General features: G+C 69.2%; 2 protein-coding genes. Both read right to left on the reverse strand.

Annotated features, from left to right (window positions below):
• Positions 1–250 precede the first annotated feature (250 nt).
• Positions 251–1123, reverse strand: a complete 873-nt coding sequence (locus VFQ05_14100; protein HET9327895.1) for an IS3 family transposase — start codon at positions 1121–1123, stop codon at positions 251–253.
• A gap of 8 nt (positions 1124–1131) precedes the next feature.
• Complete coding sequence (locus VFQ05_14105) at positions 1132–1497, reverse strand: hypothetical protein (protein ID HET9327896.1); 366 nt, start codon at positions 1495–1497, stop codon at positions 1132–1134.
• Positions 1498–1715 lie beyond the last annotated feature (218 nt).

Here is a 1715-nt window from a genome sequence, read left to right on the forward strand (position 1 = left end):
GGTTTCCGCCGCGGGGCCGGGGGCGACGTTGCCGAGCGGCACGAAGGTGCGCGCGATGAGGTCACGCGCGCGGGCGGGGTCCACGCCGTTTCCCTGCTGGCAGGGGGTGTACCGCACCCGGTTCCTTGGACAGTCGTGAAGCCACGCACACGATGATGGAGGGGGATATCGAGGTAGCGACCCCCGTCGTGAGAACCGATCCTGGGCCAAATGCGGCCCTCGGTGTTCTGGTCAACCGGAAGGACGCCGGTCATGCGGCCCTCCGGGGCGCCTCGGCGCGCGCCTGCGCCGGCGTGCGATGGCCAAGGCGTTCGATGAGCCAGTCGTGGTTGTAGCGCCCGATGAAGGCGGCGATGATCCGGCGGGCCTCCTCCAGGGTCTCGAAGCGATGCAGGTAGAGGCACTGCTCCTTCAGCGTGCGGATGAAGCGCTCCATCACGCCGTTGCACTCGGGTTCCCCGACGTACGACGGCGAGATCGTCATCCCGAGCCACTTCACCTCGGTGATCCACGCATCGGCGATGTACTGCGGCCCCCAGTCGCAGCGGATCTTGAGCCCGCGCGCCACGTCTTTGCGGAATCCGCCCAGGAGCTCGCGCGCGCCCTGGCGGAGCGGTTCCAGGGCGGCCCACCGGTCCCCGAGCTTCGCCACATGCCACCCGACCATGTCGTCGCTGTAGTGATCGATCGCCCCGAAGAACCAGCACCACCCGTCGCGCTCGGTATAGAACCGTGTCGCATCCGTCCCCCACATGAGATTCGGGGCCGTCGTTGTGATCGTGCCGGTGTGCGCAGGATCGCCGTTCGGGGGGCCGAGGCGCCGCGGCGCCAGCAGCTGGTGCTGGCGCATCAGGCGCAGCACCCGCTTGCCGCTGACCGCCAGGCCGCGGTGGGCGAGCCGCGCGCGCACCTTCCGATAGCCTTCCCCGTGGAATGGCGTGGCCGCCAGGACCGCGCGGATCGCTTCCACCAGGGTCTCGTCGGTGACCACCGGCTTCGGCCCGCGGCGCCCCGCCGGCGTGGCCGGCGCCGGGGACGGTGGCGCGTAGACGCTGGAGCGGGCCACCCGCCACACCTGGCACAGCATCGTGAGCGGATAGCGCCGCCCGGTGCTCGGGCTCACTCGGCCCCTCACCGCCGCGATCTCTTCCACTCGTCCGCGAGCCCCCTTTTTTCGATGAGCAGCTCGGCCAGCTCGAGCCGCATCATCAATTCCCCGATTTTCGCCCGCGCCAGGGTCAGCTCGCGTTCCTCCGGCTCGGCCCGGCTCTTGAGGCCCCGCGTCCCCGTCTCCAGGAACGCCCGCTTCCAGCTCTCGAGCTCGTGGCCCGGCACCTGGCTCTCGCGCGACACCGCGTCGAGCGCCTCCCCGCGGAGCAGTCGCAGGACCAGCTCGATCTTCCGCGCGGCGCTCCATCGCTCGGGCAGCTCACTTTCGGCGGGCGCGTCCGGTTGCGCCTCGGGCGGCCGGGCCGCCTTCCGCTTCTTCAAGTTCATGTCGGCCTCCTTGGTCACCAGCATGATTAGTCAAACCGGTGTCCAACGAAACCGGGTCCGATTTAGTAGTACCAAGACAGCAAGCACCAACCGGACCCACGCCATGGCGCCCCTCCCCCAAAGGACTCGATGGCAAGCTACCTATTCCTGGCGTGAGGGAATGCCGAGGGTCAAGCGCATTCTGCCCTTATAGGGCGACCCGATTCCTCAGAGGCCTC

It is taken from the genome of Candidatus Eisenbacteria bacterium, assembly GCA_035712145.1.
Taxonomy (GTDB): domain Bacteria; phylum Eisenbacteria; class RBG-16-71-46; order RBG-16-71-46; family RBG-16-71-46; genus DASTBI01.

Bases quoted from the DNA above. Each gene is read 5' to 3' on its own strand.
- VFQ05_14105 (HET9327896.1), bottom strand. From the start codon at position 1,497: ATGAACTTGAAGAAGCGGAAGGCGGCCCGGCCGCCCGAGGCGCAACCG.